This window comes from Prochlorococcus sp. MIT 0604, assembly GCF_000757845.1.
GTDB lineage: Bacteria > Cyanobacteriota > Cyanobacteriia > PCC-6307 > Cyanobiaceae > Prochlorococcus_A.
The window spans coordinates 1,567,522-1,592,378 of record NZ_CP007753.1 but is presented as its reverse complement, the minus strand read 5'-3'; the positions used below and the strand labels follow the sequence as shown (position 1 = coordinate 1,592,378).

37 protein-coding genes and 1 tRNA gene are annotated in these 24,857 nt (G+C 32.9%); 23 read left to right on the top strand and 15 right to left on the bottom strand.

Annotated elements, in window-relative coordinates; all coding sequences use genetic code 11:
* Position 1 precedes the first annotated feature (1 nt).
* From rplF to prfA, 16 genes are all read left to right on the top strand, one after another.
* Entirely contained in the window at positions 2-541 is a 540-nt protein-coding gene (rplF, locus tag EW14_RS08785; protein ID WP_011819158.1) for a 50S ribosomal protein L6, read from the top strand.
* Positions 542-555: 14 nt separating this feature from the next.
* A complete protein-coding gene (gene rplR / locus EW14_RS08780; RefSeq protein ID WP_042851082.1) occupies positions 556-924 on the top strand; it encodes a 50S ribosomal protein L18 in 369 nt (122 codons plus the stop codon).
* A gap of 16 nt (positions 925-940) precedes the next feature.
* A complete protein-coding gene (gene rpsE / locus EW14_RS08775) occupies positions 941-1,561 on the top strand; it encodes a 30S ribosomal protein S5 (protein ID WP_052044759.1) in 621 nt (206 codons plus the stop codon).
* Positions 1,562-1,566: 5 nt separating this feature from the next.
* Positions 1,567-2,025 (top strand): 50S ribosomal protein L15, encoded by a 459-nt coding sequence (gene rplO, locus EW14_RS08770; RefSeq protein WP_042851386.1) that lies wholly within the window; start codon positions 1,567-1,569, stop codon positions 2,023-2,025.
* A gap of 29 nt (positions 2,026-2,054) precedes the next feature.
* Positions 2,055-3,374: a preprotein translocase subunit SecY gene (gene secY / locus EW14_RS08765; RefSeq protein ID WP_042851081.1), complete on the top strand. Its 1,320-nt coding sequence runs from the start codon at positions 2,055-2,057 to the stop codon at positions 3,372-3,374.
* Complete coding sequence (locus tag EW14_RS08760) at positions 3,374-3,922, top strand: adenylate kinase (RefSeq protein WP_042851080.1); 549 nt, start codon at positions 3,374-3,376, stop codon at positions 3,920-3,922. Before secY ends, EW14_RS08760 begins: the two co-directional genes overlap by 1 nt.
* Positions 3,923-3,967: 45 nt before the next feature.
* Positions 3,968-4,084 (top strand): 50S ribosomal protein L36, encoded by a 117-nt coding sequence (gene rpmJ, locus EW14_RS09915; protein WP_011377173.1) that lies wholly within the window; start codon positions 3,968-3,970, stop codon positions 4,082-4,084.
* A gap of 41 nt (positions 4,085-4,125) precedes the next feature.
* On the top strand, positions 4,126-4,491 hold the full coding sequence (rpsM, locus tag EW14_RS08755) for a 30S ribosomal protein S13 (RefSeq protein WP_002807728.1): 366 nt from the start codon (positions 4,126-4,128) through the stop codon (positions 4,489-4,491).
* A gap of 44 nt (positions 4,492-4,535) precedes the next feature.
* Complete coding sequence (gene rpsK / locus EW14_RS08750) at positions 4,536-4,928, top strand: 30S ribosomal protein S11 (protein ID WP_002805825.1); 393 nt, start codon at positions 4,536-4,538, stop codon at positions 4,926-4,928.
* Between the two features lie 51 nt (positions 4,929-4,979).
* Complete coding sequence (locus EW14_RS08745) at positions 4,980-5,918, top strand: DNA-directed RNA polymerase subunit alpha (RefSeq protein ID WP_041484570.1); 939 nt, start codon at positions 4,980-4,982, stop codon at positions 5,916-5,918.
* Between the two features lie 14 nt (positions 5,919-5,932).
* Positions 5,933-6,283 (top strand): 50S ribosomal protein L17, encoded by a 351-nt coding sequence (rplQ, locus tag EW14_RS08740; protein WP_025938701.1) that lies wholly within the window; start codon positions 5,933-5,935, stop codon positions 6,281-6,283.
* Between the two features lie 37 nt (positions 6,284-6,320).
* The gene (gene truA / locus EW14_RS08735) at positions 6,321-7,127 is read left to right on the top strand and encodes a tRNA pseudouridine(38-40) synthase TruA (RefSeq protein ID WP_042851079.1); all 807 of its coding nucleotides are present in this window, start codon (positions 6,321-6,323) and stop codon (positions 7,125-7,127) included.
* Positions 7,128-7,241: 114 nt separating this feature from the next.
* Complete coding sequence (gene rplM, locus EW14_RS09950) at positions 7,242-7,673, top strand: 50S ribosomal protein L13 (protein ID WP_042851078.1); 432 nt, start codon at positions 7,242-7,244, stop codon at positions 7,671-7,673.
* A 9-nt stretch (positions 7,674-7,682) separates the two neighbouring features.
* Complete coding sequence (gene rpsI / locus EW14_RS09945) at positions 7,683-8,093, top strand: 30S ribosomal protein S9 (RefSeq protein ID WP_025938698.1); 411 nt, start codon at positions 7,683-7,685, stop codon at positions 8,091-8,093.
* Positions 8,094-8,106: 13 nt separating this feature from the next.
* Positions 8,107-8,367, top strand: a complete 261-nt coding sequence (rpmE, locus tag EW14_RS08720; RefSeq protein ID WP_025895047.1) for a 50S ribosomal protein L31 — start codon at positions 8,107-8,109, stop codon at positions 8,365-8,367.
* Between the two features lie 27 nt (positions 8,368-8,394).
* Complete coding sequence (gene prfA / locus EW14_RS08715) at positions 8,395-9,489, top strand: peptide chain release factor 1 (protein WP_042851077.1); 1,095 nt, start codon at positions 8,395-8,397, stop codon at positions 9,487-9,489.
* A gap of 10 nt (positions 9,490-9,499) precedes the next feature.
* Here prfA and EW14_RS08710 read toward each other — a convergent pair whose 3' ends face one another.
* Positions 9,500-10,057 carry an HNH endonuclease gene (locus EW14_RS08710; RefSeq protein WP_042851076.1) on the bottom strand — a complete coding sequence of 186 codons (558 nt, stop codon included), beginning with the start codon at positions 10,055-10,057 and terminating at the stop codon, positions 9,500-9,502.
* Positions 10,058-10,074: 17 nt separating this feature from the next.
* On the opposite strand from EW14_RS08710, the gene alr reads away from it, so the two are divergent.
* On the top strand, positions 10,075-11,274 hold the full coding sequence (gene alr / locus EW14_RS08705; protein WP_042851075.1) for an alanine racemase: 1,200 nt from the start codon (positions 10,075-10,077) through the stop codon (positions 11,272-11,274).
* A gap of 61 nt (positions 11,275-11,335) precedes the next feature.
* A tRNA-Ser gene (locus EW14_RS08700) sits at positions 11,336-11,424 on the top strand.
* Positions 11,425-12,114: 690 nt separating this feature from the next.
* On the opposite strand, the gene EW14_RS08695 is transcribed toward EW14_RS08700, so the two are convergent.
* From EW14_RS08695 to EW14_RS08685, 4 genes are all read right to left on the bottom strand, one after another.
* Positions 12,115-12,378: a hypothetical protein gene (locus EW14_RS08695; RefSeq protein WP_042851074.1), complete on the bottom strand. Its 264-nt coding sequence runs from the start codon at positions 12,376-12,378 to the stop codon at positions 12,115-12,117.
* Between the two features lie 2 nt (positions 12,379-12,380).
* The gene (locus EW14_RS08690) at positions 12,381-12,533 is read right to left on the bottom strand and encodes a hypothetical protein (RefSeq protein WP_156095689.1); all 153 of its coding nucleotides are present in this window, start codon (positions 12,531-12,533) and stop codon (positions 12,381-12,383) included.
* 394 nt (positions 12,534-12,927) lie between these two features.
* Positions 12,928-13,068 (bottom strand): hypothetical protein, encoded by a 141-nt coding sequence (locus EW14_RS10140; RefSeq protein ID WP_156095688.1) that lies wholly within the window; start codon positions 13,066-13,068, stop codon positions 12,928-12,930.
* 286 nt (positions 13,069-13,354) lie between these two features.
* Positions 13,355-13,909: a hypothetical protein gene (locus tag EW14_RS08685; protein ID WP_156095687.1), complete on the bottom strand. Its 555-nt coding sequence runs from the start codon at positions 13,907-13,909 to the stop codon at positions 13,355-13,357.
* Between the two features lie 665 nt (positions 13,910-14,574).
* On the opposite strand from EW14_RS08685, the gene EW14_RS08680 reads away from it, so the two are divergent.
* Both EW14_RS08680 and EW14_RS10135 read left to right on the top strand, forming a co-directional pair.
* Positions 14,575-14,928: a hypothetical protein gene (locus EW14_RS08680; RefSeq protein ID WP_197049589.1), complete on the top strand. Its 354-nt coding sequence runs from the start codon at positions 14,575-14,577 to the stop codon at positions 14,926-14,928.
* Positions 14,925-15,101 (top strand): hypothetical protein, encoded by a 177-nt coding sequence (locus tag EW14_RS10135; RefSeq protein ID WP_156095686.1) that lies wholly within the window; start codon positions 14,925-14,927, stop codon positions 15,099-15,101. Before EW14_RS08680 ends, EW14_RS10135 begins: the two co-directional genes overlap by 4 nt.
* 3 nt (positions 15,102-15,104) lie before the next feature.
* Here the strand turns inward: EW14_RS10135 and EW14_RS08675 are convergent, their stop codons facing one another.
* From EW14_RS08675 to EW14_RS08665, 4 genes are read right to left on the bottom strand one after another with little or no spacing between them, the layout of a single operon-like run.
* Complete coding sequence (locus tag EW14_RS08675; protein ID WP_042851070.1) at positions 15,105-15,539, bottom strand: hypothetical protein; 435 nt, start codon at positions 15,537-15,539, stop codon at positions 15,105-15,107.
* Complete coding sequence (locus EW14_RS10520) at positions 15,540-15,698, bottom strand: hypothetical protein (protein ID WP_197049588.1); 159 nt, start codon at positions 15,696-15,698, stop codon at positions 15,540-15,542. It abuts the gene before it with no gap.
* A complete protein-coding gene (locus tag EW14_RS08670) occupies positions 15,695-15,925 on the bottom strand; it encodes a hypothetical protein (protein WP_042851069.1) in 231 nt (76 codons plus the stop codon). The genes EW14_RS10520 and EW14_RS08670 overlap by 4 nt, the downstream gene beginning before the upstream one ends.
* 2 nt (positions 15,926-15,927) lie before the next feature.
* Complete coding sequence (locus tag EW14_RS08665; RefSeq protein ID WP_052044758.1) at positions 15,928-16,503, bottom strand: recombinase family protein; 576 nt, start codon at positions 16,501-16,503, stop codon at positions 15,928-15,930.
* A 193-nt stretch (positions 16,504-16,696) separates the two neighbouring features.
* On the opposite strand from EW14_RS08665, the gene EW14_RS10515 reads away from it, so the two are divergent.
* Positions 16,697-16,843, top strand: a complete 147-nt coding sequence (locus tag EW14_RS10515) for a hypothetical protein (RefSeq protein WP_197049587.1) — start codon at positions 16,697-16,699, stop codon at positions 16,841-16,843.
* 344 nt (positions 16,844-17,187) lie between these two features.
* Here the strand turns inward: EW14_RS10515 and EW14_RS08660 are convergent, their stop codons facing one another.
* Positions 17,188-17,898 (bottom strand): hypothetical protein, encoded by a 711-nt coding sequence (locus EW14_RS08660; protein WP_042851067.1) that lies wholly within the window; start codon positions 17,896-17,898, stop codon positions 17,188-17,190.
* 481 nt (positions 17,899-18,379) lie between these two features.
* Here EW14_RS08660 and EW14_RS10510 point away from each other — a divergent pair, with 481 nt between their 5' ends.
* Positions 18,380-18,529: a hypothetical protein gene (locus EW14_RS10510; RefSeq protein ID WP_197049586.1), complete on the top strand. Its 150-nt coding sequence runs from the start codon at positions 18,380-18,382 to the stop codon at positions 18,527-18,529.
* 26 nt (positions 18,530-18,555) lie between these two features.
* Here EW14_RS10510 and EW14_RS08655 read toward each other — a convergent pair whose 3' ends face one another.
* Genes EW14_RS08655 through EW14_RS10505 form a run of 3 tightly spaced genes read right to left on the bottom strand, consistent with a single transcriptional unit; the run spans position 18,556 to position 20,791 of the window.
* A complete protein-coding gene (locus tag EW14_RS08655; RefSeq protein ID WP_042851066.1) occupies positions 18,556-19,311 on the bottom strand; it encodes a hypothetical protein in 756 nt (251 codons plus the stop codon).
* 27 nt (positions 19,312-19,338) lie between these two features.
* Positions 19,339-20,613, bottom strand: coding sequence for a hypothetical protein (locus EW14_RS08650; RefSeq protein ID WP_042851065.1), 1,275 nt, complete (start codon positions 20,611-20,613; stop codon positions 19,339-19,341).
* 1 nt (position 20,614) lies between these two features.
* Complete coding sequence (locus EW14_RS10505; protein ID WP_071840812.1) at positions 20,615-20,791, bottom strand: AlpA family transcriptional regulator; 177 nt, start codon at positions 20,789-20,791, stop codon at positions 20,615-20,617.
* A 498-nt stretch (positions 20,792-21,289) separates the two neighbouring features.
* Between EW14_RS10505 and EW14_RS08645 the strand changes: the two genes are divergently transcribed.
* Entirely contained in the window at positions 21,290-21,964 is a 675-nt protein-coding gene (locus EW14_RS08645) for a zinc-ribbon domain-containing protein (protein WP_052044757.1), read from the top strand.
* A 178-nt stretch (positions 21,965-22,142) separates the two neighbouring features.
* On the opposite strand, the gene EW14_RS08640 is transcribed toward EW14_RS08645, so the two are convergent.
* Together EW14_RS08640 and cobJ are read right to left on the bottom strand one after the other, a co-directional pair.
* Positions 22,143-22,931, bottom strand: coding sequence for a TIGR01548 family HAD-type hydrolase (locus EW14_RS08640; protein WP_042851064.1), 789 nt, complete (start codon positions 22,929-22,931; stop codon positions 22,143-22,145).
* Positions 22,932-23,028: 97 nt separating this feature from the next.
* A complete protein-coding gene (cobJ, locus tag EW14_RS08635; RefSeq protein ID WP_042851063.1) occupies positions 23,029-24,831 on the bottom strand; it encodes a precorrin-3B C(17)-methyltransferase in 1,803 nt (600 codons plus the stop codon).
* Positions 24,832-24,857: the final 26 nt, after the last annotated feature.

The following is a 24,857-nucleotide window of genomic DNA, read 5'->3' as shown; positions in this document are numbered from 1 at the left end:
CATGTCAAGAATCGGAAAAACACCAGTACTTATTCCAGAGAAAGTTACAGTTGATTTTGATGGATTAACAGTTACAGTTAAGGGCCCAAAGGGTGAGTTAAAACGTCTCATGCCTGAGGGAGTTAGTTTTGATAAGAAAGATAATACTGTTGTCGTAAGTCCTACCACAACCAAAATACATTCAAGGCAGAGACATGGTTTATGTAGAGCTTTAATTGCAAATATGGTTGAAGGGGTTACTCAAGGTTTTTCAAAGAAACTAGAAATTGTAGGCGTTGGATCAAGAGCACAAGTAAAAGGTAAAAATCTAGTTGTAAGTGCAGGATATAGTCATCCTGTAGAAATGATCCCCCCTGATGGTATAACATACAAAGTTGAGAGTAATACAAACGTTACCGTATCTGGAATTGATAAGGAAATTGTTGGCAATGAAGCAGCAAAAATCAGATCAATTAGACCTCCAGAGCCATATAAAGGAAAAGGAATTAAATACCATGATGAGAGAATTCTCAGAAAAGCTGGTAAATCTGGCAAAAAATAATTCCAATTAAAAAAATGACCAAACTTTCAAGGAAATTACAAACTCAAAAAAGACATAGAAGATTAAGAAGATTCTTAATTGGAGATGCAACCCGTCCAAGATTGTCTGTTTTTCGCTCTAATAACCATATTTATGCTCAGGTTATAGATGATAGCGCTCAAACAACTATTTGCTCAGCTTCAACTGTTGATAAGGAACTTAGAGAAAAATCTCAGAAATTATCTTCTGATTGTAATTCTTCTTCCATTGTTGGAAAATTATTAGCTAAGAGAGCCATAAAAAAAGGTATTAAGCAAGTAATTTTTGACCGTGGAGGTAATTTATATCACGGCAGAGTAAAGGCACTCGCAGACGCTGCTCGTGAAGCTGGCCTAGAATTCTAACTCTTAATTTTTTACTATGACTGACACTCCAACAAAACAAGAAATTCAATCCAAGAACGATAACGTTCCTGGAGCTATGCCCGTGGAACAAAAAAAGAATAATCGTAATGATCGAAAAAGAAATAGAAGAGGTGATTCAAAAAATCTAGAGAGAGATTCTGATTGGCAAGAAAGAGTTGTTCAAATTAGACGCGTTTCTAAGACTGTTAAGGGTGGAAAAAAAATGAGTTTTAGAGCAATTGTTGTTGTTGGAAATGAGAAAGGTCAAGTTGGAGTTGGAGTTGGTAAAGCAGGGGATGTCATTGGTGCGGTGAGAAAGGGAGTTTCAGATGGTAAAAAGAATCTTGTTAGGGTTCCCTTAACCCCAAATAATTCAATACCGACTTTATCTAAAGGTCGTGATGGTGCTGCTAATGTATTAATTAGACCAGCTGCCCCAGGTACAGGTGTAATTGCTGGTGGTTCAATAAGAACAGTTTTAGAATTAGCCGGTATAAAAAATGTCTTAGCAAAAAGATTAGGTAGTAAAACACCTTTGAATAATGCAAGAGCTGCTATGGTAGCTCTTTCTCAATTAAGAACACACAAATCTGCCTCAAGGGAGAGAGGCATCTCACTTGAACAGCTCTATTCTTGAAAATTATGACTTCAACTTTAAATACACTTAAATCAAACTCTGGCTCGAGAAAGAAAAAATTAAGAAAGGGTAGAGGTATTGCAGCTGGTCAGGGTGCATCATGTGGTTTTGGAATGAGAGGACAAAAGTCACGTTCTGGAAGACCTACACGTCCAGGTTTTGAAGGTGGCCAAATGCCCTTATATAGAAGAGTTCCAAAATTAAAGCACTTTGAAATAATTAATCAAAAGAACTTTTCCATAATTAATTTAGAAAAATTAAATGATTTCAAAGATAACGATACTGTTAACCTAGACTCACTAATTAAGAAAGGATTAATCTTCAAGCCCAAATTTCCTTTAAAAATCCTTGGTAACGGAAAACTTAATGTAAAGTTAAAAGTCCAAGCTCATGCATTTACGAAAGTTGCAAAACAAAAAATTGAGGACGCTGGTGGATCCTGCGAGCTTATAAATAATAAATAAATTTACTAAAAATTTAGGTAATCTTCAAAATGTTTGTCAACAAAAGTAGAAATCCTAGCGCTTCTGAAATACTTTCCCAATTATTTTTAAATAAAGAGCTAAGGAGCAGAGTTTTAACTACTCTAGGTCTCCTCCTTTTAGTAAGACTTGGTATATATATCCCTATGCCTGGTATTGATAGGGTTGCTTTTAAAAGTTTTATAGATCAGGGGGGGCAATTAATAGGTTTTTTAGATATTTTTACTGGAGGAGGAATTTCAACTTTAGGAATATTCGCATTAGGGATACTTCCCTTTATCAACGCATCAATTATTATTCAGCTTCTAACAGCTTCATTGCCTGTGCTTGAAGATTTACAAAAAAATGAAGGAGAAGCGGGAAGAAGAAAAATTGCTCAAATAACTAGATATGTTTCATTAGGATGGGGTTTTTTGCAAAGTATAATTTTTTCCTTAATTCTCAAACAATATGCTATTCAGGGAATAAGTGAAACTACATTTGTCCTGCAAACCTCCATTGCCTTAGTTACTGGCTCAATGTTAGTAATGTGGTTTAGTGAAATTATTACGGAGAAAGGGATAGGTCAAGGAGCTTCATTGGTAATTTTTTTGAATATTGTTTCGACCTTACCTAAGGCTCTAAGTTCAACCATTGAAAAAGCTCAAACTGGTGATAGAGGTGATGTTTTAGGTATAGCAGTTTTACTTGGAGTGTTTTTACTGACAATTGTTGGGATCATTTTTGTCCAAGAGGGAGCAAGACGCATTCCTATTGTTAGTGCAAAAAGGCAGATAGGAAATTCAACACTACTTCCTACAAGGCAAAGTTATTTACCTTTGAAATTAAATGCAGGAGGAGTCATGCCTATCATATTTGCATCTGCTTTAATCTTTTTACCTATAACTATTGCAAATGTTACGGGTAATCCAGTCTTAATCAAGTTAGCCAGTAGTTTAAATCCAGGATCTTCTAATCCATGGCCATATGCTCTTACATTCTTCTCCTTGATTTTGGGGTTCTCTTATTTTTATGCATCTCTTACTATCAATCCAGTTGATGTAGCTTCAAATTTAAAAAAAGGAGGAGTAGCGATTCCAGGAGTTAGACCAGGAACAAATACAGCCAACTACCTATCAGGTATACAAAATAGGTTGACTTTATTGGGAGGATTATTTCTGGGTTCAGTAGCTATAATCCCAGCTGCAGTAGAAAGAGCTACTAATGTTCAGACCTTTCAAGGTTTAGGAGCAACTTCATTGCTTATTCTTGTGGGTGTTGCTATTGATACTGCTAAGCAAATTCAAACTTATGTTATTTCACAAAGGTATGAGGGACTAATTAACAATTAATGAAGAAACATATACTATTTTTAGGAGCTCCTGGAGCAGGGAAAGGGACTCAAGCGGAATTGCTTAGTCAAAGTAATTCTTATTTACACCTTTCTACTGGTGAATTATTAAGAAAAGAAATCGAAATGAATACTGCCCTTGGTATTCAGGTAAAGGATATTATGAATCGAGGGGAACTTGTTAGTGATGAACTTGTATTAAAGATAGTAAGACAAAATTTAGTCAAGGATAATAAAGGTTGGATTCTAGATGGTTACCCAAGAAATTTATCTCAAGTAAATTCATTGAATGAAGTCTTAAATGAAATAAATCAACCTTTGGAATTAGTTTTTTATTTAGATATCCCGGAAGAAGTACTAATTAAGCGTTTGCTTTTGAGAGGTAGAAAAGATGATACGGAAGAGACAATTAAAACAAGAGTTGATATTTATAAAAAAACTACAGAACCATTGATTCGATATTTTAAAGATCTCTCATTGTTAGAATATATTGATGCTGATAGAGATTTAAAAACCGTTTCCGCTGATATCAAACTAAAAATGGCTTGATGATGATGTAGAATATAGTATTAACGTTTTATTTGTTAAACCCCTATGAAGGTCAGATCTTCAGTCAAAAAAATTAGTCCTGACGATCAGATCGTGAGGAGAAGAGGTAAAATCTATGTTATTAACAAGAAAAGACCTCGCAATAAACAGCGTCAGGGTTAAATTTCAACCCTTAAATTCAAACTTTTACTTATTCAAAAAACGTGGCCAGGATTGCAGGAATTGACATACCTCGCGAAAAGCGAGTTGAAATTGCACTTACATACGTCTATGGAATTGGTTTAACGAGATCGAAGCTAATTCTTGCTAATACGGGTGTAAACCCAGATACTCGTGTCAAAGACCTTTCAGATTCTGATGTGCAAAAACTTAGAGGTGCCACAGAGGAATTCACTTTAGAAGGAGATTTGAGAAGAAAAGAGGGAATGGCTTTAAAACGTCTACAAGATATAGGGTGTGTAAGAGGAAGACGACATAGAATGAGTCTTCCAGTAAGAGGACAAAGAACTAGAACGAATGCGAGAACAAGACGAGGATCTAGAAAAACAGTTGCTGGAAGAAAAAAATAATTAACTAAATCTATTTACAAATTGAAGTATTAAATTTAAAAATCATGGCAGCCACAGTAAAAAAAACAGGTTCAAAGAAATCTAAACGTAATGTACCTAATGGTGTGGTACATATTCAAAGTACATTTAATAATACTATCGTCTCAATTACTGACACCTCTGGTCATGTAATTTCTTGGTCTTCTGCAGGCGCAAGTGGATTTAAAGGTGCTCGCAAAGGTACGCCATTTGCAGCTCAAACGGCTGCTGAAGCTGCAGCGAGAAGAGCACTTGATCAAGGTATGAGACAAATAGAAGTACTAGTTAGAGGACCTGGCGCAGGTAGGGAAACGGCCATAAGAGCTTTACAAGTGGCCGGATTAGAAATAACTCTAATAAGAGATGTAACTCCATTACCTCATAATGGATGTAGAAGACCTAAACGGAGACGCGTTTAGGTTTTAACCATTCTCAACCCCCCAAAAAAACTTTTAACCTCATTATTTTCCGTGTTGCAATACCAGATTGACAGAATCGACCATCAAATAGCAGATGATCGCTCCCAAACAGGAACTTTTTTAATTGGCCCTCTAGAAAGGGGACAAGCTACAACTTTGGGTAATTCTCTTAGAAGAGTCCTTATGGGAGGACTTGAAGGGAGTGCGGTTACTGCAGTAAGAATAGCAGGAATTAATCATGAATATGCCACTATTCCTGGAGTTAGAGAAGACGTTTTAGATATCCTTCTCAATTGTAAGCAACTATCAATAAATAGTTCTAATCCAGAGCTCGAAATCGGTAGATTAGTAGCAAGCGGTCCAATGGAGGTGAAGGCGAATGACATTCAATTCTCCTCTCAAGTTGAAATTGTGGATGGAGAAAAACCGATTGCGACTATTCAGGAGGGTCATAACTTAGAGTTGGAAATCCACGTTGAAAGAGGTGTTGGATATAGACCCGTTGACCGTAAGAGCGAAGAGACAACAGCTATTGACTTACTTCAAATAGATGCTGTATTTATGCCAGTTAAGAGAGTGAATTTTACAATTGATGAAACTGCTGTAGCAGAAGGTGCAACAGGAAGAGAAAGATTAAAAATGGAAGTAGTGACAGATGGCTCAACAAGTCCTGATGATGCTATTGCTGAAGCTGCAAATCAATTAATAGAACTCTTCCAACCCCTCGCTACTGTCACAATGGTTGAGGAAATTCCTGAAGAACCTGAACCATCTCCTGAAGCTCAAATTCCTCTAGAGGAACTAAACTTGTCCGTTAGAGCATATAATTGTTTGAAAAGGGCGCAAGTTAACTCAGTTTCGGATTTAATGGGCTTCAGTTATGAAGATCTTCTTGAAATTAAGAACTTTGGCTCTAAATCTGCAGATGAGGTTATTGAGGCTCTAGAGCGAATCGGCATTTCTATCCCACAAAGCAGAACATCTGTTTAACAATTTTAAAGATTATGAGACACCAACTTAGAATTCCATTATTAAGTAAACCTGCTGACCAGAGGAAAGCACTTCTTAGAGGTTTAACTACACAATTAATTAGGGAAGGTAGAGTAACTACAACAAAAGCTCGTGCTAAAGCTTTAAGAAATGAAGCTGAAAGAATGATTTCACTCGCTAAAGATGGGAGTTTGGCTTCTAGGAGAAGGGCTATTGGATATATTTATGATAAAAAATTAGTTCATTCATTATTTGAAAAAGCAAAGGAAAGATATGGGGACAGAAATGGTGGTTATACACGCATAGTCAGAACTGTATCTAGAAAAGGTGATAACGCTCAGATGGCCATAATCGAGCTTGTTTAAGTTGGATAATACAGGGGCTGTTACTAAACAATAACTTTTGAAAAGGGTAGCTTTATTAGTCCAATATGATGGATCTAATTATTCAGGTTGGCAAAAACAAAAAAATGCAACTACTGTTCAAGAAATTTTAGATACAGCTCTTTTAAAGATTACAAATCACAAAGTAAAGACTTTTGCAGCAGGGAGGACTGATGCTGGGGTTCATGCATCAGGTCAAGTAGTACACTTTGATGTTGATTGTATTATTCCAGGAAATAGTTATTCTGATGTCTTAAATAGTATTTTACCCTCAACAATTAGGATCTTGGAATCAGTAGAGGTTAAAGATAGTTGGCATGCATGCTATTCAGCAATGTATAGACATTATCGATATGTCATTAACAATAGTATATTCCCTAATTTGTTCATCAATAATTGGTCATGGCATAGATATCAAAAAGTATTAGATGAAGTTTTAATGTTAAATGCATCCAAGACAATGGAAGGAGAACATGATTTTTTTGCTTTTCAGAAAAGTGGTAGTAATAGAACAAACTCTATTACTAAAATAAAAAATATTGATATCAAAAGAGTAGAAGATTTGATTTTTGTTGATATTAAAGCTTCTGGTTTTTTATATGGAATGGTGCGTTTAATTATTGGACAACTAGTTTTAGTTGGAGAAAAAAAAATATCGCCAGAAATTTTTACAGATAGATGGGTTAACAAAAAGAAAAATGATGTTAAAGAATCTGCTCCAGCTAAGGGGTTATGTTTTGTAAATGCTGTTTATGAAGAAAATGTTTTTAAAAAGATTAATAACAATGATTTTTTCCCTTTATTTTTAATTAAGGGTTTTTCTTAAGTAAGGTTTAATTAAGAGAATTTTTTGTATAAATCATTCAAAACTGTTGTTTAATATTCCTTCAATAAGGTAGAATTTAAGACTAATTTAAATTTATTTGCAGAAATTTGGTAAATGAATAAAACAATTACTCCATCTTTAGAAACAATTGAAAGAAATTGGTTTTTAGTTGACGCAAAGGATAAGACGCTTGGTAGACTTGCTACAGAAATTGCAACTGTATTGAGAGGTAAGAATAAACCGACATTTACACCTCATCTAGATACTGGAGATTTTGTCATTGTAGTAAATGCCGAGAAAGTTGATGTAACAGGTAAAAAAGCATCACAAAAATTGTACAGGAGACATTCTGGAAGACCAGGAGGAATGAAAATTGAAAAATTTGAGTCTTTACAAGAAAGAATTCCTGAAAGAATCATCGAGCAAGCTGTTAAGGGCATGCTGCCTCATAACTCTTTAGGAAGACAGCAATTTAAAAAACTAAAAGTTTATAAAGGTGCTGATCATCCTCATGCTGCTCAGAATCCTGTATTATTAAATAGTTAATTTATCAAAATGAATAGTCAAATAAAAAACAAAGCTGTCTATTGGGGAACTGGAAGAAGAAAAACTTCAGTTGCTAGAGTTCGCTTGATTCCAGGAAATGGATTAATAAAAATTAATGGTCGTGCCGGAGATGATTACTTAAACTTTAATCCTCTGCACTTAAATTCAATAAAAGCGCCTTTGCAAACATTAGGCCTTGAAAATTCTTATGATATTTTGGTAAATGTTTTTGGTGGTGGATTGACTGGTCAAGCAGATGCTATAAAGCAAGGTGCAGCTCGAGCACTTTGCGAATTATCTCCTGATAATAGGAAACCTCTAAAAACTGAAGGCCATCTCAGTAGAGATCCTAGAGCTAAAGAAAGAAGAAAATATGGTCTTAAAAAAGCAAGAAAAGCTCCTCAATTCTCTAAACGCTAAAGTAATTTCAATTATGCCAAAATCAGAAATACACCCAAAATGGTATCCAGATGCAAAAGTTATTTGTAATGGAGAAGTTGTGATGACTACTGGCTCCACGCAGCCTGAATTACATGTTGATGTTTGGAGTGGAAATCATCCATTCTTCACCGGAACTCAAAAGATTCTTGATACAGAAGGAAGGGTTGATAGGTTTATGAAAAAATATGGAATGGGTTCAGCTAATTCAGCCACATCAAAAGATCAAAAAGAAGAAAAAGATTCTAAAAAATAGAATTTTCAAAATTAAGCACAATTTCAATTGGAATACTCAACATTAATTGCAAGGTTGAAAACTGCTTCAGAAAGTTTTGAAAATTTGGAAGTGCAACTTGCAGATCCTGATATAGCTAATGATCCAAAAAAATTAGAATCTATAGCAAGAGAAAGGTCAAAATTGGAACCTTTGGTGATTGATTTTAATAAGTTGCTTGATACTGATAAAGAAATTGAAGATTCAAAAAATCTACTTAGAGAGAATAGAAATGATAAAGAAATGGAATCTTTGATTAATGAGGAGTTAATAATTCTAGAGGAATATAAGAATGAACTGATTCAAAAAACCACCATCGCCTTATTACCAAAAGATCCAAGAGATGAGAGAAGTGTAATGTTAGAAATCAGAGCCGGTGCAGGAGGTAACGAGGCTTGTATCTGGGCGGGTGATTTGGCAAGAATGTATGAAAGATATGGACAAAAAATTGGATGGTCTGTAAAACCTGTTAGTGCTTCCGAGTCAGATATGGGAGGATTCAAGGAGTTAGTTATATCCGTTAAGGGAGATTCTGTATATAGTCAACTTAAATTTGAGGCTGGTGTCCATAGAGTCCAAAGGGTTCCAGCTACTGAATCGCAAGGAAGAGTTCACACCTCTACTGCCACAGTGGCTGTCATGCCTGAGGCTGATCCTGTTGAAGTTAAGATTGATCCAACTGATCTAGAGGTTGGCACAGCAAGATCAGGAGGTGCAGGGGGACAAAATGTTAATAAGGTAGAGACAGCTATTGATCTTCTCCACAAGCCAACAGGAATAAGAGTTTTTTGTACTCAAGAGAGATCACAATTGCAAAATCGCGAACGAGCAATGGAAATTTTAAGAGCTAAATTGTATGAAATTCAATTAAAAGAAGCCAATGCAAAAGAGAGATCACAAAGGCTTTCCCAGGTTGGAACAGGCGATAGAAGTGAAAAAATCAGAACTTATAATTTTAAAGATAACAGGACAACTGATCATAGATTAGGTTCCAATTTTTCTCTTGAGCCAATTCTTGCTGGTCAATTAGAAGAAGTGATTAATGCATGCATAGCTCAAGAACAAAAAAGAATGATGGAAGATTTTAATAAAGAAGTAAATTAAGATTTTTTTATTAGATAGCAACCCCTATTACGTATTTACTCCATTCTTTATGCTTGCCAGAGTCGATTTGTCTTGTAGCTTCAAAATTTAGATTACTTAATGGACGATAAGGCCCACGTTTTAAGGGCATATTCGCCTCTTCTGGGGTTCGATTACCTTTTTGTACATTACATCTTAGACATGCTGTAGTAACATTTTCCCAGTTATCTGTTCCACCTCTGCTTCTCGGTAAAACATGATCTATTGATAGGTCACTACCCCTATAGTTACAGTATTGGCAAGAATTATTATCCCTCAGAAGAATATTTTTTCTTGTTAAAGAAACCTCTCTAAAAGGAACTTTGACGTAGTAACGAAGTCTTATAACTGTGGGCAACTTTTTCCCACTATGAATAGAATATGTCTTATCTTCCTCTAAGCTTTCTGCTTTACCTTTAATCATCAAAATTACTGCTCTTCGCCAGGAAGTGATGTTTAAAGGTTCATAAGATGCATTTAAAACTAGAGTCTGGCCCATGCCAAAATACAATTTACATGTCATGCTAACTGTATATTTCAATAAGCGCATATATTTGTGCAAAGTTAATGCAAAATAGGCAAACAAATCAGGTATTTAAATTTGACAAATTTCCAAATTTTGAAAAAGATATAGATTTTAAACAAAGAGCATGGATTGAAGTTAAAGGTAAAGCAATAGAAACAAACGTTAGGCAGTTAAGATCAAAATTAAGTAAAAATTGTCAATTTATGGCAGTCGTTAAAGCAGATGGATATGGACATGATGCGGAATTAGTATCACAGTATGCTATCAAAGGTGGAGCATCTCAATTAGGTGTTGCCACATTAAATGAAGGCATTAAGATCCGTTCTTCTGGAGTTAAAAAACCAATACTTATCCTCGGAAATCTTTATACGAAAAGGGATCTTATTATATGTTTTAAAAATGATCTTATGCCAACTATCAGTAGTATAAGAGAATGTTTAATTTGCAATAATATTGGTAAGCACTTTGGATCGAAATTTCCTTTACACCTTAAAGTTGATACCGGAATGTCAAGATTAGGATTTGAATACGATAAATTTGTTCAGCAATTTGAAAAAATAAGATCTTTTGAAAACATTTTAATAAAAGGAATATATAGTCATTTATCCTCTGCAGATGAACTCAACTCATTAGATCCAAAAAGTATTACACAACTACAAAGGAAGAAGTTTCAGGAATTATTAAAGCAAATTAATTTTGATAGAAATAAAAATATCAAGATTCATTTGGCTAATTCAGCGGCAATGCTTCTTGATAAAAATTTCCATTTTCATATGGTACGTGTTGGATTATCTATGTATGGATATAAACCTTTATCAAAATCAAATAAAAATTTATTGCTTAAACCAGCTTTATCTTTGAAGGTTAAAGTAGCTTTTATAAGAACTATTGATAAAGGTGTAAGTGTAAGTTACGGAGGGAAATTTGTAAGTCATAGAAAAACTAAATTAGCTGTATTAAGTATTGGTTATGCAGATGGTGTACCAAGAAATCTTTCAGGCAAGATAAACGTTATCCATAATAATAAATTTTATCCCCAAGTTGGATCTATAACTATGGATCAAATGATGATAGACATAACAGATTCGAATGAAATTAAAGTTGGCAGTACAATGGTATTACTAGGATCTGATGGAGATAAAACAATTTCTCCTCTTGATTGGGCAAGAGAATCTAATACTATTCCTTGGGAAATTCTTTGTTCTTTTAAAAATAGATTACCGAAAGTTCAAGTTGATTAGACATTTCGATTAAATAAAAAATTTTGAATGTTTGCATAAAAATTGATAATGTATAAGAACTGGAGAGGTGGCTGAGTGGTTGAAAGCGGCTCCCTGCTAAGGAGTTACAGGAGGTAACTTTTGTCGAGGGTTCGAATCCCTCCCTCTCCGTGATTATTCGGTTTCAAGAAGTAATATACAGTCCCAAATCGCTTTGTATCACATGAAAATCGACAAAGCATAGTGTCTTGGATACCCATATTGTGCCATATATTTTTTCTCTGTGTTGTTGGTATTGTTGTTGGGAAACAAATCTTTGTTGTTGGTAATAATTCAGTAATAGTAATACTTTAGAAGGATTATGTTGTTGGGATAATGATATGTTGTAGGGAAAATCGTTATTTCTCATTTAGTAATCACTATTTGTTAATTAGTAATCACTAAATTTCATTTAGTAATTGCTTAAATATAAAGATATTTTTTGGCATAAAAAAAGACCCAATCCCTGCAAAAATTGAGTCGAAAATTGTTATCCCTAAATGGAGAATTGTCCGATTTCTCCTTAATTATTTATTCGACCTTGAGAGGAAATTTTCATGGGCGAAAATTTTTTTTGAATCGTGGAGTGTAGATCTGCCTGTCGTAACACTTTGTAGACTAGGGAAGTTAGGCATTTTTATATCAAGGTGCAGATTCTCACGAACGAACGCCCCTCCTACTTCTTGAAAATCTGCTTCTTCAACTTCTCATCCATATAAACAACTTCTAGAAGTCGGTTCATAGTATTTTGAAGATCCATTTTTGCAAATTTAGAAATATCTTTCAGCATTTGCACTCGGATAGGGGTCAGTTTGGGTTGCATTAGTAAAACTCTCCCTTATGCAGAGGTTGAGCAGTTGTTACTGCTTGCATAATCTTCGGATGATAGGGTTCAGCACCTTCAGGAGGCGTTCCATGATGCCAGTTTGACACTTGTGGTGATATTCGATTTGCAAAAGCATTCCACACCATATAGTAGGTTCTAATCATGCCTTCAAATTGCCCTTCTCCCTCTTCATAAAATGTCTTTCCAATAAGTGGATTCATGTTTCTTAAATCTTGGAAAGTCCTTTGTCCGTAATACATTTTTATACTCCTTCTAATTCATCTTTTTTGCGTAAGTTGTAGATCATATTCGTACACCTTTTATATACATCTGCTCTTGTATATACCCCTAGATCTTCCATTAGGAAATTCTCTATTTTTTCAAATTTTGGAACTTCATCTTTCTTGTATGACATTTGAAATCTGTTCTGTTTAATCTTTAATGCTTGCATTTTCGCTGTGTGGTTTATGTGTAGTAAATATTTAGTCGGGTTTTATGTTCAATCTGCTGCCTTCCATAATTTGCACGCTTAACTTGCCTTCTATAGAACGCACAACTATATTTTTTTGATGCTTTTTAATGTGTCTTAACCCTTTGTCCTTCGGACAAACTTCCTTCGGAACAACTTTTTGTTTTTTTATTTCTGTTTTTGCCTATAGTAATCTTTCAACCGATACAAAGGTATCTATACAAGTTATGTATTTGACTTATACATATATTGCGATATCAAAACATATTTTTTTGAATGGATTCAATATGATTGGAATTCACGAAATTTGATCAAATTTTGCCATCGAAGTAATCCCTCATTATTGATTTAAGATAGATATATCTTCTGGATATCTTGATCTTAAAAATTTTTCAAAGTGTAATTTATATACATTATCTTCTTTAATTTCCGCTATTGATTCTATTTTTAGTACATAAGGGTTAATAGGTTTAATTGCCATTCGAGATGATATTTTAAAACCGTCATCAATTTTTATTTTGTCTTCTTATTTTCTTTTAACTTAAGAAGGTAGATGCACTCTTATTATAAATATTTTCACTATGCATTTAATAAATTAAATTAACCCTATATTTTTATTAACTAGAGTTGTATGAACTTTTATGTGTTGAGAAATAGGATTTATGTAGTTTTTATTTTAATGGAGTTATTTGTCATTAAATATAAATTAAATTTAAACAAATTGAATACAATAACATCTAGTTTTCTTGAAATCCTATCAATAAATATTAAATTACTATAAATTCACCAAAGTCTTTCCCTTCATATTCTTTTTCAATTAAAGTTTTGAACCATTGCCTCAAAGGGTAATCAGTGGTGGAATCTTCATAAAAATATTTATTATTAAAAACAATTTTGTAATCTCTTAATTTATTAAGAAGTTTATCTTTCCAAAAAATATCCTCATTCTTTTCTTTCTCGCGTATTCGTATTTTTGCAGCGGTAACTTCCTCAACCAATCTATTCATATGTTGTAGATCTTTTATAAAACTCATTGCCAAGTTTTTCTCGTCTGCTGTAAGTTTTTCGTAAATTTGTTCTTTGTCAGACGGATCTAGCAGTGATGGATTGTCCTTTAGAAGTCTCATTATATTACCGTTTAATCTATAAAAATTTTTAGAATCTCTTATTAAGTAATTTTTCTGTTCTAACTGTCTCACATAGGGTTCTCTTTTAAATTTTATAAAATCCTTTCCGCTCTCATAGAATTCAATTAGAAGATCTTTTTGTTTAGATTCTAGGTTTTTTAAGTTCTTTCTATCAAAATAAAATTTTTTTATCATTTGTGAAAAACTAAAAATAAACCCAATAAAAATTAAACTCTGTACGATCAAATATTTTATTTCTTCAATGGTTTTTTGAGATGTAATAATATTCCAATTAACTAATAATATAAAAAAAATCACGAATGATTTTGCAGGGTTTTTTTTGAACGACTCCCAAAGGTCAAAATTCGTTTTCAACCAGGTTAATAGAGGTCCTAAAAATTTATCAAAAGGTTCCATAAAATAATTCTTTTACTCTGACTATATTTTTTATATTAGCGACCCCTAACCTATAAAAAACAAAAGTTTTTATTTTAATTATCAACCCAATCACAGTGAAAAAATCCAATTTAATGAGAAATTATTTAATTTTTTTTTAAAACTCTTTAAATGCCTTTGTCCTTCGGAACAACTTTTTGGTTTGTATTTTTGGATTTTTATATAAGATGCCTTTGCAGATATAACATAGTTATATATACAGAAAACACATTAGACTTACATTAATTAGGTGTATTTGTTTCCATTCTTTAACATTAAGAAACAAGTGATACCAGACAATACTGCGTGATACTTCTCTATATTTTTAAGATTGAAAAATATAAAAAATTAATATACAATATATACACATATCTATAAAGATATACTTTTTAAAATATATGACCATAACAGAGAAGTACCTTCAAATGGTACTGAAGCATCATGTTGCAATTTTTCCGAATCAGTCAGTTAGAGAAGTAACTATTAACGGATTAATTGGATATGAGTTCCCATGTCCTTTTTGTTCAATGATGTGCGACAAGGAATCTTCCAGAAATAAGAGATGTGCTTACTTACTTCCTCAAAAAGAAAGTTTTAGTTGGGTATTCAAATGTCATAGGCATAAAACTAATGAGTGTCAGACAAGTCGATCATTCCCAAACTTTCTTGCAATGCTAAATCAAGATCTTTTCAACAAATATCAGATGGAAAGGTTTCATTCTGGAACTACTGGGAAGGGTCACAATATCGCAAATCCTAAATTATTTAAAAAACCATGAGAAACACTTTCACAATTACGATTCAAGGGAATCAAGGTATAGAATCAAAAGCATCTTTTGTTGTTTCTGGTAATAAGGCAAGAAGAATAATTGAAATTCTTGAACCAAATATTATGCAAAGAAGGAAAGTCGAAGAAGAAACTCCTGTGAAATTGGATGCTTTCTTTGCTTGAAAATTATTGCTGCTTTACTAAAGGATAAACGTCTTTACATTTTGATTTTTCGTTTTCATAATCTTTGATAGCAGAATCCCATTTTGATAAATCTGCTTCTTTTCCAGAAATATATAATTCCATTTCTGCCGAATAGGTTGCTGCTTCAATCCGACTATTGAATGAAGAATTACAAAAAAGAATACTTCCAAATTTTTCATAGTCAGTAAAATCCCTATTCGCTGCATATTCAGCATTTGCCCTTTTCTTATCTAATGCTTTATATTCCAAATCCTCAATACTAGGTTTTGGTCGGAGTAAGAATGCTTTATAGTCCAAATCCTCAATACTAGGTCGGAGTAAGGATTGGTTCGCTTGTGCATTTAGATATGCAAAAAGGGAAAAACAAATAAGAACAACAGCAAATACACTAATTAACCAAGTGTTGGGTTTATCCATTTATTTTTGCCTGACTGACTGAAAATAAACTTTATCTGCTGGATATCTTGCCTTAACTAGGTCTTCTAGGTGTCTTCTGTCAGCAGTATCACTCTCAACTTCAACTGTATGAGATCTTTTTTGAAAATCTACATATCGGACTTTTGCAATTATCTTCATTTGATTTTCTCCCAGAACTCTTTTAATGATGATTGCATCTGTCCTGTATTTTCTTTTGGATCATCTTTGTCTAAACCTCTTATCTTTCTGTATCTGGAATACATATACCCAAGATAGATTCCCTGCATGAAATTCTTTGCTCCATTTTCTAGGAGATTTCTTTCAAATTTATTATTGAAATGCCCACTTTCAAGGATTTCTTTTTTCCAATCTATCTCTTCTTTCATAATTAAATCCCTGAACTGACACAGAATCTTGCGACTGTTGATTTGCTCATGCCTAATGATTTTGCGATTGACCCATACCCTCTCTGTGCCTGTCTCATGCTTTTAATTTCCTCCATTTGATGTTGACTAAAACTTCTCTTTCTACCCATCTTCACGCCTCTTGAAATAGCAACTGCTCTTCCTTCAGATGTTCTTCTTCTAATATTATTCAATTCCATTTCAGCAGAGTAACCCATAACTCCAACTATTAAATTAATAATCTCTTTATTCATAGTAGTCGTATCTAATCTGCCATCTAAAGTTCTTATCTTTACTCCCTTTTCTAATAACTTGTTCACTTCTACCAACATAGTGACCATAGTTCTTCCTAATCTGCTTAATTCATCAAGAATTAAAAGATCTCCTTCTTGGATTTCATCTAATAATTTGGATAATTCTTTTCTATCTCCATAATTTGATGTACCTGTAATGAAATCTCCTACGATCTGTTCGCACCCTGCTTCAGTTAATGATCTGATCTGTCTCTCCTGATCTTGAGCATCAGTTGAGCATCTCCAATATCCGTAAATTGTGTTCATTTTCTGGGGTGTTTCTTATATCCGTATCATAGCATTTTGACACCATATTATGACACCTTAAGAACCCAGTATTTACATACCAGGATATGGGGTGTCAATAATTACGAATTATTGAACCCTTTTAGTTCCTATATCCGAACTATGAATCCAATAAAAAGAGGAGGATAATATAGATGTAGATACAGGAGGTCTTTTGAAACTCTTTTCTCCTTTCACTATCCTCAATCAAAACTTTCATGAAATGGATTTGATTAGAGAGGCAATGAAGAACAGAAAATTAGCAACAGAAAGATTGCACGAAGATTATAGAAAAATGAATAAAAACCATCAATTTGCTTAAATCTTTAATCAAAAAATAAATCGTGCCATTTTGAAATCCTACTTTCAATACTTTTTATTAGTCTGTTATCAGTTCATTATTTGTTTTTGAACGCTCTCTAAAAGCAGTTTCAACAACTAAAACTTTTTGCTCTGCATCTAAACTACTTTTTTCGGGAGAAAAGTTGGCATCCAAAAAATTTCGCTTTGCTACTAGGAAAAAGAAGCAATAACTTAATGGAAAAATAGAAAAATAAGCGGGATATTTTTTAATCGTATATTTTGCAGATTAATTAAAACCGTTGATAACCCTAATGATAGGCAGTCTTTTTTATGGAAATTAAACGTAGTATATGTCACTTAAAACTATTCAATTAAACCTTCTTTATAAAGCATTTTTATGAACCATTTTCTAAAACCCAAATGATGAATATAAGGTTTGGGAATGCCATACATAATTTCCGATTCAAAACATTTTTTAAAAAAAGGAGATTTAGTATTAAATTCACCCAAATCTGCATTCTTTATACTTTTACTAATCCAATCCTTTTCTTCTGGTTTAAAGGATTTATATATTTTAATCTGTTGTCTCCGAGATGGATCTAGTAAGGATAAATTGTTGAGCATTATTGTTTTTATATTTTTGTTTAATTTGTATGTGGGATTCCAAACGGGAAGAACTCTTATTAAGTATTTTCGATCTTGCAATAATTGCACGCTTTTGATTTCAGGAAGAGTTATTTCTTCATTATCTTTTTCCCAGAAGATAATTAAGATATTTTTCAGTTCATGTTCTATATTTTTCAGTTTTAACTTATAAATAAAAGTTTCTACAAAACTAAAAATGAATAGTTTTTTTGATATTGAACCTGATATTAAACAAAAATCGTAAATAGTTAATGCAGTTCGTGAAAGTTCTAAATTTCCTTGGAGAAGTTCCTTAAATTGTTCAGGAAAAAGATACATTCCAAAAATCATCGGTGTTAAAATCCAAGGATTTAATAAAAAATTTTTAAAAAAAATCTTTTTAAAGTTTTCAGGAAACATATGCAATATCCCTTTATTGTCCTCTTTCATTTAAGTTTTTTTTCATTAAATGTATATCCTGAATATTATTATGCTTAAAGTAGTTAAAAATTTCAGCAATTTAAACTATAAATGATTAGTTGATACTTTTTGAATCTCTAATGAGAATTGCATTACTTATGAGGATGATTCATTATATTCAGAAAGTTGCTTTCAAAGACATCTTTAATGATACGCCAATTTCTTAAGTATATCTTTTAAAATGTGCAGAATTAGATTTCAAACAATTTTATCTTCAAAAGTACTGAAAATTTTGCTACCAGATCGGAGATGATTGGTTCATCCTCTTCTAGTCTTATTCACTTCCTTGTCTACAAAGTCGGGGAAGTGCTTTGACTCCTGAATTATTTCTACTCCTAATTAATGGCAAAAGATAGTCGTGACAACCACAAAGCACTAATACTCGGGTAGAAATACCCTATGAATTTCAAGTAAAAAGGAGGACAATATAAGTGTAGATATAGGAGGTCTTATGAAACTCATTACTCCTTTCACTATTCTCAATCGAAAATTCAATGAAATGGATTTGATTAGAGACGCAATGAAAAAAAGAAGACTAGCAACAGAAAGATTGCATGATGATTACAGGAAAATGTACAAAAATCATCAATTTGCATATTGAAAATAGTTGTACTGAAGTTGCTTAATTTATTTAATTTTTTCTATTGAAACTACTTTCCAATCTTTTACTGTTGGGTCAATAGTATCTTCATCACATCTCTCTTCGTTTAACCAAAGTTCATTCCAAATAAATGCCTCAAATTGTTCATTTGCTTCTTTCTCATCATCTGCAATAGTTTTAAACTCTCTATTTTTTTCATCAGGAACAGAATATATGACTTTATAGTTTTCACTTAATAAAGTTTCTGCACGAGCAACTACCTTTTCCTTATCTTCTTCTCTATAAGCATACGAATCTAATAAATCTCCTCTTTTATTTTTTAGAAGTTCTTTTTGGTTAATTTTTACTTGAAGGTGTTGAAGTGGTTTTTTCTTATTTTTGATTGCTAATTCATAAAAATTCTTGTAATCAAAAAAAGTAAAATTCTTAAATCCTCTTATGTAAATAGGTTGATTTGAGGGTGGTTTTCCAAAAAACCAATTTAGTTCCTCAACATTAAAAAACATAGGATCTCCATCCCAATTCCCCTTTTCAATTTTTTCTTTCATCCCCTTATACCAAAACCATTCTTCATCAAATAAATTTGGCATCATTACATGATTTCTATGCCACTTTATTTGTTCATCTTCTGGAAACTTCGCTAATACTTTTTTCCCAATTATTACTTCCGTATCCCATAACCAAGAACTTTCCCCATATTCAATTCCACTATCTTCATACTTACCCAAAACTTTTTCAGGAATATTTCTGCTATTGAGTTTTTCTAACCAAGACCAATCCATATCCCTGAAAATTTTTGAAATTATACACTAAATTTTTAATCCATTTTGTATCAATAGATTTCCCCAGTTTTCAAGAAATTTCTTTCTTCTTTCAAGCATGATTGATTTGTCATACGCTTTTCTTACTTTGTCTCCTAATAAATGACCCATCTGTCTTTGGATGATTTCTGAATCTTCTCCAAGTATTTCTTGACCTACTGTGAGTGCGGTGGATCTCCAACCATGAGCAACTAAAACATTTTGATATCCAATGTTTCTTAAATAGTTGTTGGGAGTGCTTGGATCAAGATGTGAAAATCTACTTTGTCGAATTGGAGTGAAAATATATTTTTCGCCCATGCTGTATTCAGCAATTTGACTTAATAGTTTGTCCAAATTTTCAGTTAATGGGACATAGTGAGGAATGTGGTCGTTCACTCCCTTTTTTCTCTTCAAACCTGATGTATTCCCTTCAACCTCAATACATCTGATTCCATTAATTTTTTTGATCCAACTCCATTCCAATCTGGTACTAGCACCAGCACGAAGGAAAGTTAATAGTAAAAACTTTGTAGATAAAACAGAAATTGGATGAGCATTATGTCGGTTTAGATTTACTTCTTTGAGAAATTTTGGAACATCATCAAAGGATATTGTCTTGTGATGACTCTGTTTATGATGATTCTTCTCTCCTTCTGGTCTAGTTGCTGGATTTTGTCCTCTGCTCATCCAACCTTGAGCAATCGCAAAATTAAATGCTCCTTTTAATATGTCTTGGCATCTTCTAGAAAGATCTACATTATTCCCTTTTCCAGCATCCTTAATTTCCTCTACAACTCTCATTATTTCTTGTCTGCCTAATTCTCCATCCCACTCCAGATCCTTTAAAGGTATGTCCCCATCAATCTTTGAAAGTATTTGATTATTGAATTTGTTTTCATACTCCTTAAGTGAAGTTTGCTTTATTTCATGGGATTTCTGTTTTAAGAATCCATTAATAGCGTGCTTCAAAGTTTTTGTTTGTGAGATTACTTTTTTTCCATAATCCTTTGGACTCTTTCCCATTTGGGATGACCAAATTAATCTTTTCTCCCACTCTCTATTTGCTTCAGGTACAGTTGAAAATTTTCCAAATCCATTTCCAAAAGATCCAATATAAACAGTTGTCTGTTTTTTTCTGAATCTGGTTCTTCCAACAAAGCATTTTGTACCGCCTTGTTTGATAGATGAAACTTCAATAATCAATCCATTACCAGTACCACAACTTTTGTTATAGGTTTTAGTGGTAGGAACTAACGATTTAATATCTTTGCTTTTAAGCATCTTATTTTCCTCCCTCAATTAAAGTTTTTAAGTCGATATATCTCCAGCGAACAGATGTTTTGCCAATAGTGATTGGTTTAGGAAAAAGACCTGATGCTATATCTCTGTATAATTTCGTTTTTGAAATTTGAAATAGCGAACAAACCTCTTTCTGCGTGAACAGACGAAGTGATTCCATGATGAATTTTAAAAAGTAAAAATATTGACGATTTTTTAACTTGTTAGTCAGGCGGAGACAGGGCGGGAATGTCTGTCTAAAAGAGAGATCCTTATCGGATGCGGTGTTATTCTGTTGTCTTCTAATTATAGACGAAACTTGTCCAAATGTCAAGTGCTGGAATGGATCTGACGGAATCAGGAGGTCATAATTTCGGGACATTTTATGTGTTGTTGGGATTGTTGTTGGGAAAATCCAAAAACACAAATGCTATGTCCCAATCCGTGTCATACAGTCCTTTTAAGATTCAGTCTGAATACCTCCCTCTCCGTGATTATTTGGTGCTAGGAGGCGTTATAAAGACTTAAATTGTAGATATTGTAGTGGTTCTCTCTGATTGTGGGAGTTAGGGATTATTGATAACATATCACGAAGTTTCAGTTTGTTAGGGGATAAAATAGGGGATAAAGTGCTTTTGTAAGGTATTTTTCTTTTAAGAAGTAATTTATTTAATTTCTTATGGGCATTGATCCAAAAAGAACACTTAAATATAGATTTCCAGAAATAGCAAAAGAGTGGCATCCAACTCTTAATGATCCATTAACTCCTGAAAATGTGACTTATGGATCCGGTCAAAAAGTATGGTGGCAATGCCCAGAAGTTAAAGACCATATTTATGATGCGATAATCTCTGATAGGACGAATAAAAATAAAAGAGTTGGATGTTCTTTTTGTCGCGGAAATTTGAGAGTCAGTCCAGAAAGATCATTAGCAACCCTTTCTCCAGAAATAGCAAAAGAGTGGCATCCAACTTTGAATGCCCCATTGACACCAAATGATATTTTCAATGGATCAAGGAAATTAGTATGGTGGCAATGCCCAGCAGTAAAAGAACATATTTATGAAGCAGAAGTTAATTCAAGAACTGGTAAAAATAAAAATGGTTGTTCATTTTGTAGTGGCAATATAAAAGTCAGTCCAGAAAGATCATTAGCAACTCTTTCTCCAGAAATAGCAAAAGAGTGGCATCCAACTTTGAATGCTCCATTGACACCAAAAGATGTCTTTAATAGTTCTCATCAAAAAGTATGGTGGCAGTGCCCAAAGAATGAAGAACATTTTTGGGATGCAAGAATTCAAGATAGAACAAGAAATGATAAAAGAAGGTCAAAAGGGTGCCGAATTTGTAAATAGATATATTTGTGAATTTCTATACAAATAACTTCTTAGATTGAGGGGATAAAATAGGGGATAAAATCACCTATTTTTTAAGATTTATTGGTTCATATCGTTCCATAACTGCTCTCTTCGGGTCACTCTGAATTCCTCCCTCTCCGTGATTTATTTAGAAAATTTTTAATTAATATTTGTTTTAAAACAAGTCAAGATCAATATCTTCTAGGTCATAAATAGAATTTAAAATCAAGTCAGCGCCTGCATTTCTAAGATTTGTTTCGTAAGAATTACGTTCTTTTAATCGAGAATTTAAATGTAAATGAGGGGGAGCTATTCCGATACTTATGAATTTCTGAGATGGTATTTCCTTTCTAGCGTTTATAACTGTATTTATATCTGCAATAGTATCTCCTACATATGCAATGGGAATATTTGATTCACCAATTTTATCTCCAATAAGCTTTTTTGATAAGTTAATAAAACCTTTAGGATCAGGCTTATCCGGGGCATCTCCCATAGATATTAATGGTGGTGATTTTAGTCCAAGTCTTTTTTCTAAAACAAATTTTGCAGAAGCAGACTCTGCACCACTAACAAAACCCCAGATTATTCCATTATCTTGAATTAAATCAAAAAACTTTTTATCAACTAACAACTCCTCATTTGTTATGTAACCCGACCAGTATTTACTATCTTTATTTGGATCTCCACCAAAGTAAAACTTTTCAAAACATTTTACTATCTCCTCTCTTGGAGGAATTTTAAGTTTTAAGTTTTCTTTTTTTATACATCTTTTTATAAGTTCTAAACTTAAATCCCAGTCATTATTCCAGATCCCTTCATTTTTGGCATTATCAATATCTATATAACTTGGCTCCCATCCGGTAAATTTGTAGACAGTTTTTTTTAATGAAAGTCTGTAACTATTCTCTACGCTGCGGATTACCCCATCAATGTCAAACAAAATTAAACCAATATTTTTCAATTAATTTTCTTACATCATTATTATAAAAGATTAGTATTCTTATAAAGAAAAAGCAAAGAAAAACATTCTATTTATAAAAATTATGGATTAACGAAACTTAATTTTGTAAATATCCTCTGGGAGTGAGAAATATTTCGTCAACTAAGGTTGTTTGAGAATTGCCAATAATAATGATTGATAACATATCAATCTCTTTAAAAGGTATGGTATTTAAAGTAAAAAATTTTTTGGTTTGATTTTCTCTCCCTACTTGTCTAGCTAATAAAACTGGAGTATCACCATGCCTAGATTGTAAACATATATCTATTACACTTTTAAGCTGCCAATTTCTCTCAATGGATTGAGGATTAAATAAAGCTATTACAAAGTCGCCCATAAGAGCTCCTTTAATTCTTTTTTCTATTAAAGGCCATGGAGTTAATTTATCGCTTAAGCTTACTGAACAAAAGTCATTCATTAGTGGTGCTCCACTAATTGCAGCAGCTAACTGAACACTACTTATACCTGGATGTACTTCAAAGTAAGGTCTATATTCTTTTTTGATTTTTTGTAGTAACTCTAAAAGTAAACCTGCCATTCCATAAAATCCAGATTCACCTGAAGAAATTAAAGCCACTTTTATTCCTTCTTCAGCTAGTTTAATTGCTTTATTGCATCTCTCTTTTTCCTCAGTAAGTTTACTTTCAATTAAAACCTGATCATTCCTTTTTAAGGGTTTTATTAAATCTAAATACATTTTGTATCCAATCCAAACAGTACATCTTGAAAGTGCTTTTCTCGCATTATTGGTTAGGAAGGAGATATCACCTGGCCCACTTCCAATAATATGGATCTCACCATGGGTTGGATTATATTGATTTTTTGATTCTGCTACAGCGATAGTTACTGCCCCAGATTGATTTTTGAAAATTCTTTTTTCTTCTAATAATTTTGATTCTTGTCCTGCTGCGAGTAAGCAAGAGGCTTCTGCTACGGAAGGTGTACCAATTTCATTTTGTACGACACTTGATGGATTTGGAACAATTATTGTTGAAAGATCTTTTTTACTAAAAAACTTTATAGGCAAGTTTTTTTCTTCAGAAAGTTCTAAAATTCCTTTCTCATCTTTTTTTATATCTATAGTTGCAAATCCCGCAATTGATTGCTGCGATAAATTTCCTGACTCCAAAAGATTATTTAAAGAATTTGCTATTAATTCTTTGCTTGTATTTCTTTCACATCCAATGCCAATCCACAATACAGGCGGGTGCCAAGTTGTTCCATGATTTTCGAATATACTCACATGAAATGTTGAATCTGGTTTTTCTTTTTCTTTTTTATCAATTTGATTAATAATCTCAGCTGATTCTGAAGTTTTCCATAAGCTATTACCAGATAATTGTTTGCAAAATATTTCTTCGTTTTTAGATTGTTTAATTACTAGTTTTGACCAATCGTTTATTTTGCCAGATCTTTTCCACCCCCATTGATTTCCAAATGCATCAAGATTTAAGAGGCTTTGATCATTGGAATTATTAGTTTCTATAATTTCGCCACCAAGCAAATTAGCAATTTGACATGAAATATTTTGCGTATTTGACTGATGTAAGCCAATTAATGGAACTATCTTGGAACATTTGTTATCTATAACTATTACTCCTGGATCTTGATCTTTAGAGGTTAAAAATGGATTTATTATGCGTATTGATGCAGCAATTGAGCCTATAAAAATTATTAAATCTATCTTCTGCCATTTTTTTAGTAATATTTCTCTAGGTTTTTGTACTTGAATAAGTTCATTTTCCTTTCCATCGTCTTTTGAAGAACCCGCAACATATATGTCTTTGACAAATTCGGTTTTTTTAAGCCTTTTTAAAATTTCTTTTGAATTATTAGATAGACCAATCGCAATGCCTTTCAAATTAGAAACTATTGATAGTAACTTTG

Excerpts from the sequence above, each read along its gene's own strand:
- rplF (WP_011819158.1), top strand. The coding sequence starts at position 2 with ATGTCAAGAATCGGAAAAACACCAGTACTTATTCCAGAGAAAGTTACA.
- rplR (WP_042851082.1), top strand. The coding sequence starts at position 556 with ATGACCAAACTTTCAAGGAAATTACAAACTCAAAAAAGACATAGAAGA.
- rpsE (WP_052044759.1), top strand. The coding sequence starts at position 941 with ATGACTGACACTCCAACAAAACAAGAAATTCAATCCAAGAACGATAAC.
- rplO (WP_042851386.1), top strand. The coding sequence starts at position 1,567 with ATGACTTCAACTTTAAATACACTTAAATCAAACTCTGGCTCGAGAAAG.
- secY (WP_042851081.1), top strand. The coding sequence starts at position 2,055 with ATGTTTGTCAACAAAAGTAGAAATCCTAGCGCTTCTGAAATACTTTCC.
- EW14_RS08760 (WP_042851080.1), top strand. The coding sequence starts at position 3,374 with ATGAAGAAACATATACTATTTTTAGGAGCTCCTGGAGCAGGGAAAGGG.
- rpmJ (WP_011377173.1), top strand. The coding sequence starts at position 3,968 with ATGAAGGTCAGATCTTCAGTCAAAAAAATTAGTCCTGACGATCAGATC.
- rpsK (WP_002805825.1), top strand. The coding sequence starts at position 4,536 with ATGGCAGCCACAGTAAAAAAAACAGGTTCAAAGAAATCTAAACGTAAT.
- rplQ (WP_025938701.1), top strand. The coding sequence starts at position 5,933 with ATGAGACACCAACTTAGAATTCCATTATTAAGTAAACCTGCTGACCAG.
- rplM (WP_042851078.1), top strand. The coding sequence starts at position 7,242 with ATGAATAAAACAATTACTCCATCTTTAGAAACAATTGAAAGAAATTGG.
- rpsI (WP_025938698.1), top strand. The coding sequence starts at position 7,683 with ATGAATAGTCAAATAAAAAACAAAGCTGTCTATTGGGGAACTGGAAGA.
- rpmE (WP_025895047.1), top strand. The coding sequence starts at position 8,107 with ATGCCAAAATCAGAAATACACCCAAAATGGTATCCAGATGCAAAAGTT.
- EW14_RS08710 (WP_042851076.1), bottom strand. The coding sequence starts at position 10,057 with ATGCGCTTATTGAAATATACAGTTAGCATGACATGTAAATTGTATTTT.
- alr (WP_042851075.1), top strand. The coding sequence starts at position 10,075 with ATGCAAAATAGGCAAACAAATCAGGTATTTAAATTTGACAAATTTCCA.
- EW14_RS08695 (WP_042851074.1), bottom strand. The coding sequence starts at position 12,378 with ATGTATTACGGACAAAGGACTTTCCAAGATTTAAGAAACATGAATCCA.
- EW14_RS08690 (WP_156095689.1), bottom strand. The coding sequence starts at position 12,533 with ATGTCATACAAGAAAGATGAAGTTCCAAAATTTGAAAAAATAGAGAAT.
- EW14_RS10140 (WP_156095688.1), bottom strand. The coding sequence starts at position 13,068 with ATGGCAATTAAACCTATTAACCCTTATGTACTAAAAATAGAATCAATA.
- EW14_RS08685 (WP_156095687.1), bottom strand. The coding sequence starts at position 13,909 with ATGATAAAAAAATTTTATTTTGATAGAAAGAACTTAAAAAACCTAGAA.
- EW14_RS08680 (WP_197049589.1), top strand. The coding sequence starts at position 14,575 with ATGGTACTGAAGCATCATGTTGCAATTTTTCCGAATCAGTCAGTTAGA.
- EW14_RS10135 (WP_156095686.1), top strand. The coding sequence starts at position 14,925 with ATGAGAAACACTTTCACAATTACGATTCAAGGGAATCAAGGTATAGAA.
- EW14_RS08675 (WP_042851070.1), bottom strand. The coding sequence starts at position 15,539 with ATGGATAAACCCAACACTTGGTTAATTAGTGTATTTGCTGTTGTTCTT.
- EW14_RS10520 (WP_197049588.1), bottom strand. The coding sequence starts at position 15,698 with ATGAAGATAATTGCAAAAGTCCGATATGTAGATTTTCAAAAAAGATCT.
- EW14_RS08670 (WP_042851069.1), bottom strand. The coding sequence starts at position 15,925 with ATGAAAGAAGAGATAGATTGGAAAAAAGAAATCCTTGAAAGTGGGCAT.
- EW14_RS08665 (WP_052044758.1), bottom strand. The coding sequence starts at position 16,503 with ATGAACACAATTTACGGATATTGGAGATGCTCAACTGATGCTCAAGAT.
- EW14_RS08660 (WP_042851067.1), bottom strand. The coding sequence starts at position 17,898 with ATGAAAGAGGACAATAAAGGGATATTGCATATGTTTCCTGAAAACTTT.
- EW14_RS10510 (WP_197049586.1), top strand. The coding sequence starts at position 18,380 with ATGAAACTCATTACTCCTTTCACTATTCTCAATCGAAAATTCAATGAA.
- EW14_RS08655 (WP_042851066.1), bottom strand. The coding sequence starts at position 19,311 with ATGGATTGGTCTTGGTTAGAAAAACTCAATAGCAGAAATATTCCTGAA.
- EW14_RS08650 (WP_042851065.1), bottom strand. The coding sequence starts at position 20,613 with ATGCTTAAAAGCAAAGATATTAAATCGTTAGTTCCTACCACTAAAACC.
- EW14_RS10505 (WP_071840812.1), bottom strand. The coding sequence starts at position 20,791 with ATGGAATCACTTCGTCTGTTCACGCAGAAAGAGGTTTGTTCGCTATTT.
- EW14_RS08645 (WP_052044757.1), top strand. The coding sequence starts at position 21,290 with ATGGGCATTGATCCAAAAAGAACACTTAAATATAGATTTCCAGAAATA.